Here is a 5189-nt window from a genome sequence, read left to right on the forward strand (position 1 = left end):
GCCGGGAGCAGGGCCTGGCGCGGGGGCGGGGCCCGGCACGGCCCCGAAGGCCGACGTGCCCGGGTAGGTCCCGGGTTCCGTCGGCACGGCTCCCGCGACGGACGCGGGCGGCGCCGTCGGCACGGGCGCGGCCTGCGCGCCGGACTCGGCCGGCAGCGGCCCAGGCGGAGCCTCCGCCACCGGCATGGCAGCCGGCATCGGCGCGGCAGCCGGCATCGGCGCGGCAGTCGGCACCGTCCCAGGACCGGCTACCTGCCCGACGGGCGCCGCGGCCTCGGCCGACGGTCCGGGCTCACCCGGGGGCACCCCAGGCTCGGCCGAAGCCACCACCTCTGCCTCCGCCGACAGCGGCCCAGACACAGCCTCAGCCACCGGCGTGGCAGCCGCCAACGGCTCAGCAACCGGCACCTGCCCAACCGACGCCACAGACTCGCCCTCCGGCCCAGGCGGAGCGTCCGCCGCCGGAACCGCCGCTTGCCCGTCCGGTGTCACGGACTCGGTCGACGGGCAGGACTCAGCCGGTGTGGCGGCCTCAGCCGGAAGGGCCCCCGCCGAAGCATCCGCCACCGGCGTCCCGGTCGGCGTCGTCTCAGGGGCAGGTGCGGCCGGTTGCGCAGCGGACGCGTCGGCGGGCACCGGCCCGGGCTCGGACTCCCCCGGACCACCCACGCTCTCTCCGGGCACCGGGTGCCCGGCAGTCACGTCATCCTCGGCGCTCACACCGACCTCAACGCTCTGCGCACCCTCGGCCCTCTCCTTGTTCTCGGTCACAGCCGCTCCATCTGGCGCTCGGCGAGGTCCATGATCTTGGACTTGGGGATCGGCTTGGTGTCGAAGATCCAGACCTGCACGGCGATGTCACCACGCCACGCGTGCGCCTCTGCGCTGTAGAGCGGCAGGTAGCCGGGCTTGGTGTCCGGGCGCGTGTGGACGTACGCCATGCCGTCACTCGTGCCGGGCACGGCCCAGCTGCGTGTGCCGGGTTCCTTCTCGGCCCAGTAGTAGCCGTTCTCGGCGGCGCTCGAAGCGGCGAGGAACTCCTCCTGGTGGTACTGCACGAGACGGATCTCGACGCTCTGCGTGCTGCCCACCCGCCAGGTGGCCACCGCCGCCCGGCGGAACTCCTCCTCGACGAGATCGCTGAACGCGCCGGCCGGCTTCTCGAACGTGTCCGCGTACGCCGCCATGTCCAGCCAGCCGTCGTCGCCCGACCAGTCGCCCGTGCGCGCCCCACGGGGCTTCTTGAGCAGCAGCTCGCGCAGGTCGCCGTCCGTCCTGACCTTCCGGTCCTGCGCCGCGGACAGCGGCTCGGGGGCGTCGCCCTTCGCCGGCGCGAGCGAGGGCTGGGACAGCGAGGGAAGCCTGGTGGGCTCCCGCTCGGCCTGGACCAGGAATCCGGCACAGGCGCCCACGACGATCCCGAGCACGGCGGCACCGGCGACGATGAGCACCGTACGACCGCGCCGCCGCCGGGGCGGGCCCGGTACGGATTCCGGAGCCGCACCCCGCGCATCCGGTACGGGTACTCCGGGTACTCCGGGTACTCCGGGTACTCCGGGTACTTCCGAGACTTCCAAGTCGCTCTCCCCCCACAGAACTGAAGCGCGGACCCCATATCCGCGCACAGGAGACCCATGACCAACGCATGGGGTTGTACGAGGGTTGGTTACGATTCGGACTCCTATTCGGACTACGATTCGGACATGCCGAAGAAGCTCGTGATCAAGGTGACGGCCGGGGCGGACGCCCCCGAGCGCTGCTCACAGGCGTTCACCGTGGCGGCCGTGGCCGTGGCCAGCGGAGTCGACGTCTCCCTCTGGCTGACGGGCGAGTCGGCCTGGTTCGCGCTCCCGGGCCGCGCCGCCGAGTTCGAACTCCCCCACGCGGCCCCGCTGCCGGACCTGATCGACTCGATCCTGGCGGGCGGCCGGCTCACCCTGTGCACCCAGTGCGCGGCCCGCCGCGACATCACGGAGAAGGACGTCATCGAGGGCGTCCGTATCGCGGGCGCGCAGGTCTTCGTCCAGGAGGCGACGGCGGACGAGACGCAGGCGCTCGTCTACTGAGCCGTACGGGGACGGCGGACAGGGGAGTACGGGGAGTACGGAGTACAGGGGGCGCGGAGACTACCTGCGCTTCTTGCCGTCCAGCTCGTCCCACCACTCGTCGGACTGCGGGTCGCCGGAGGGGTCGTCCCACCAGCGGTCGTCGGGCCCGCGCCGGTTGGCGACCACGGCGGCCAGCGGCGGGATCACCATCGCCACGACGCACATACCGACCGCCACCGGGACCGACCAGAGCCGTACGACGCCCCACGCCAGGACGAACAGGGCCAGGCACGTCCCCATCATGGCGAAGTAGCGGTGACGCCGTCGCGCGTACATACGTCCAGCGTAGGCCCGTTCCGGCCACGGCACACCGGAGGGCCGCACCCCCGGGTCCAGCCCGTGGAGTGCGGCCCTCCGACCGTGATGACCGTAAGTCGCCGCCGTCAGACGGCGATCCGTCAGACGGCGATCGCGACCTCCGCCAGTCCGCCCGTCTGGGCGACGACCGTGCGGTCGGCGGTGGCGCCGGGGACCAGGGCGCGCACGGTCCAGGTGCCCTCGGCCGCGTAGAAGCGGAACTGTCCGGTCGCCGAGGTGGGCACCTCGGCGGTGAACTCACCCGTCGAGTCCAGGAGCCGGACGTAGCCGACGACCGGCTCGCCGTTACGGGTCACCTGGCCCTGGATCGTGGTCTCACCGGGCTTGATCGTCGAGGCGTCCGGGCCGCCGGCCTTCGCTCCACACATGTCTTTCTCCAGAAGGGGTCTGACCGGAAGGAAGGCCGGTCGGGGTCTGCGGGTCTGTTCGCTTACTACTGGTGCTGCGGGTCCTACTTGTTGGCGCCGAGCTCGATCGGCACGCCCACGAGGGAGCCGTACTCGGTCCAGGAGCCGTCGTAGTTCTTGACGTTCTCCACGCCGAGCAGCTCGTGCAGGACGAACCAGGTCAGCGCGGAGCGCTCACCGATACGGCAGTAGGCGATGGTGTCCTTGGCCAGGTCCACGCTCTCTTCGGCGTAGAGCTCCTTGAGCTCGTCGTCCGACTTGAACGTGCCGTCGTCGTTGGCGTTCTTCGACCACGGGATGTTGCGGGCGCTCGGAACGTGGCCCGGGCGCTGCGACTGCTCCTGCGGCAGGTGCGCCGGGGCGAGCAGCTTGCCCGAGAACTCGTCGGGGGACCGGACGTCGACCAGGTTCTGCGAGCCGATGGCCGCCACCACGTCGTCGCGGAAGGCACGGATCGAGGTGTCCTGCGGCTTGGCCTTGTACTCGGTCTTCGCGCGCTCGGGCACCTCGGAGCCGTCGACCAGCTCGCGGGCGTCCAGCTCCCACTTCTTGCGGCCACCGTCGAGGAGCTTGACGTTCTCGTGGCCGTAGAGCTTGAAGTACCAGTAGGCGTACGAGGCGAACCAGTTGTTGTTGCCGCCGTAGAGGACCACCGTGGTGTCGTTGGCGATGCCCTTCTCCGACAGGAGCTTCTCGAAGCCCTCCTGGTCGATGAAGTCACGGCGTACCGGGTCCTGGAGGTCCTTCGTCCAGTCGATCCGGATGGCGTTCTTGATGTGGTTCTTCTCGTACGCGGAGGTGTCCTCGTCGACCTCGACGATGGCGATGGACTGATCGTCCAGGCGCTCCTGCAGCCAGTCGGCGTCGACCAGGACGTCGCTGCGGCTCATGCTCTTTCTCCTCCGGGGCAGTTGCGGCGGGGCTGTGCGAGAGATTCGGGGTGCGGACGCGCGGCCGGCCGGGACTGTGCCCTGAGTTGGACGGCATGCACGGCGCAGGGTGGCCCTGAGTCAGGTCGAGGGCCCGGGGGAATCGGGAGCCGACGCTCCCGGTCAGACGGCGCGACAGAGCATGGCGGCAACGCGGCACAGGTCCACTGCCCGCCGCTTCGTGAGATCCGCCTGTCGCTGCTTCATGCGGTCGATCGTAGGGACGGACAGGCGGGCATGTCACCGGTGTGTCGTATGTTGAGACGGGATCATCCGGTATGCGGGATGGATCAGCTGTTGGGAGGGGCGCGGGAGGAGGCCCGGCGCAGGATACGGCCAGCGCATCTGCGGTACGGACGGGAGCGTCTCGCCTTTCGGACAGCGCCCGTCCGGGATGGCCGTGCATCGGTGTTCGGCGAGGCCGGCGGTGGTGGTGCCGGCCACGGCGGCCGTACGGACCCGCGCTGGGCCCGCGCCGGTGCCGGTGCCCGTTCCCGTGCCCGTGCTCGTTCTCGTGCGCGTACTGCCTGCCGTGCTCGCTGGACCGTCCTACCCAGCCAGCTTGACGTCCGAACCCTTCACCGTGATCTCCACACCCTTCGCGGCACCTTCAACCTTGTCGAGCTTGATGCCACCGGGGAGGTCCTTGAGGTCCTGCTGGAAGTCGGTGATCGAGCGGATCGCGTTCTCGGCGAGGCCGGTGCCCAGGTCGGGCAGGGAGTCGGCGCGCACCTTGACGGTGTCGCCCTCGACGCTGACGGTGCTCAGCACCGAGACGGGCTTGGGCAGTTCGGTGCCGAGGACAGTGGCCTCGATCTCCACCTTGATCTTGCCGTTGCCGCCGTCGGAGAGACCGACGACCTGGGCGGTGACGCCGGGGCCGACGTCGGTGGGCTCGGACTTGGCGGCCTTGAGGAGCTGTTCGTAGGCGATGGTGGCGGTGCCGGTGGCGCTCTGCGCGGTGGCGGAGCTGTAGTCGCTGGAGAAGGCGACGCCGTGCATGTCGGCCTTCAGGTCGGAGATGCGGATCGTGTCGTTGCCGCTGCCCGTGGGGGCCTCGTAGTCCTTGATGCCGACCTCGACGTCGTCCAGTTCGCCGTCCGCGACCTGGGTGAGGAACGGGAAGCCCTTGATGGAGACCGTGGGGGTGCTGGAGAGGCCCTCGGTGGTCCGCATCTTCTCCGCGGCCTCGTCCTCGGCGAAGTTCACGGCGACTCGGTCCGCGATGACGAAGAGGCCGCCGAGGATCACGGCGACGATGAGAAGTATTCGCAGTGCGCGCATGTCTCGGTCTTCCCCACGTTCCCGGATGGCGATTGACGGTTCGTCGGTGGTCGGTCGTCGGTGGTCGGTCGTCGGTCGTCGGTCGTCCACGAGCTGAGTGGCCGTTGAGCGCGAGGGTAATCCCGGCGGGGGTGGGGTGGAGG

Annotated in this window: 7 protein-coding genes and 1 pseudogene; 1 reads left to right on the forward strand and 7 read right to left on the reverse strand. The window is 70.4% G+C overall.

Features of this window, described 5'->3' with window-relative positions:
* Both FNH04_RS48275 and FNH04_RS40795 read right to left on the reverse strand, forming a co-directional pair.
* A pseudogene (locus tag FNH04_RS48275) lies at positions 1-186 on the reverse strand (dihydrolipoamide succinyltransferase); the annotation flags it as partial.
* Positions 187-767: 581 nt separating this feature from the next.
* Positions 768-1451, reverse strand: a complete 684-nt coding sequence (locus FNH04_RS40795; RefSeq protein WP_322725323.1) for a hypothetical protein — start codon at positions 1449-1451, stop codon at positions 768-770.
* Positions 1452-1703: 252 nt separating this feature from the next.
* On the opposite strand from FNH04_RS40795, the gene FNH04_RS40800 reads away from it, so the two are divergent.
* Positions 1704-2066 carry a DsrE family protein gene (locus FNH04_RS40800; protein WP_152791236.1) on the forward strand — a complete coding sequence of 121 codons (363 nt, stop codon included), beginning with the start codon at positions 1704-1706 and terminating at the stop codon, positions 2064-2066.
* A 60-nt stretch (positions 2067-2126) separates the two neighbouring features.
* On the opposite strand, the gene FNH04_RS40805 is transcribed toward FNH04_RS40800, so the two are convergent.
* The 5 genes from FNH04_RS40805 to FNH04_RS40820 all read right to left on the reverse strand — a co-directional run bounded on the left by FNH04_RS40805 (position 2127) and on the right by FNH04_RS40820 (position 5046).
* Positions 2127-2384 (reverse strand): DUF3099 domain-containing protein, encoded by a 258-nt coding sequence (locus FNH04_RS40805; protein WP_152791237.1) that lies wholly within the window; start codon positions 2382-2384, stop codon positions 2127-2129.
* A 122-nt stretch (positions 2385-2506) separates the two neighbouring features.
* Positions 2507-2794: a DUF1416 domain-containing protein gene (locus FNH04_RS40810; protein WP_128379854.1), complete on the reverse strand. Its 288-nt coding sequence runs from the start codon at positions 2792-2794 to the stop codon at positions 2507-2509.
* An 83-nt stretch (positions 2795-2877) separates the two neighbouring features.
* The gene (locus FNH04_RS40815) at positions 2878-3723 is read right to left on the reverse strand and encodes a sulfurtransferase (protein WP_152791238.1); all 846 of its coding nucleotides are present in this window, start codon (positions 3721-3723) and stop codon (positions 2878-2880) included.
* 162 nt (positions 3724-3885) lie between these two features.
* A complete protein-coding gene (locus tag FNH04_RS49555; protein ID WP_350807544.1) occupies positions 3886-3969 on the reverse strand; it encodes a putative leader peptide in 84 nt (27 codons plus the stop codon).
* A 342-nt stretch (positions 3970-4311) separates the two neighbouring features.
* On the reverse strand, positions 4312-5046 hold the full coding sequence (locus tag FNH04_RS40820; protein ID WP_152791239.1) for an LmeA family phospholipid-binding protein: 735 nt from the start codon (positions 5044-5046) through the stop codon (positions 4312-4314).
* Positions 5047-5189 lie beyond the last annotated feature (143 nt).

It is taken from the genome of Streptomyces phyllanthi (assembly GCF_009377205.1).
Classification (GTDB): domain Bacteria; phylum Actinomycetota; class Actinomycetes; order Streptomycetales; family Streptomycetaceae; genus Streptomyces; species Streptomyces phyllanthi.

What these genes read in the sequence shown, in the direction of transcription:
- FNH04_RS40800 (WP_152791236.1), top strand. Translation starts at nt 1,704, where the DNA reads ATGCCGAAGAAGCTCGTGATCAAGGTGACGGCCGGGGCGGACGCCCCC.
- FNH04_RS40805 (WP_152791237.1), bottom strand. Translation starts at nt 2,384, where the DNA reads ATGTACGCGCGACGGCGTCACCGCTACTTCGCCATGATGGGGACGTGC.
- FNH04_RS40810 (WP_128379854.1), bottom strand. Translation starts at nt 2,794, where the DNA reads ATGTGTGGAGCGAAGGCCGGCGGCCCGGACGCCTCGACGATCAAGCCC.
- FNH04_RS40815 (WP_152791238.1), bottom strand. Translation starts at nt 3,723, where the DNA reads ATGAGCCGCAGCGACGTCCTGGTCGACGCCGACTGGCTGCAGGAGCGC.
- FNH04_RS49555 (WP_350807544.1), bottom strand. Translation starts at nt 3,969, where the DNA reads ATGAAGCAGCGACAGGCGGATCTCACGAAGCGGCGGGCAGTGGACCTG.
- FNH04_RS40820 (WP_152791239.1), bottom strand. Translation starts at nt 5,046, where the DNA reads ATGCGCGCACTGCGAATACTTCTCATCGTCGCCGTGATCCTCGGCGGC.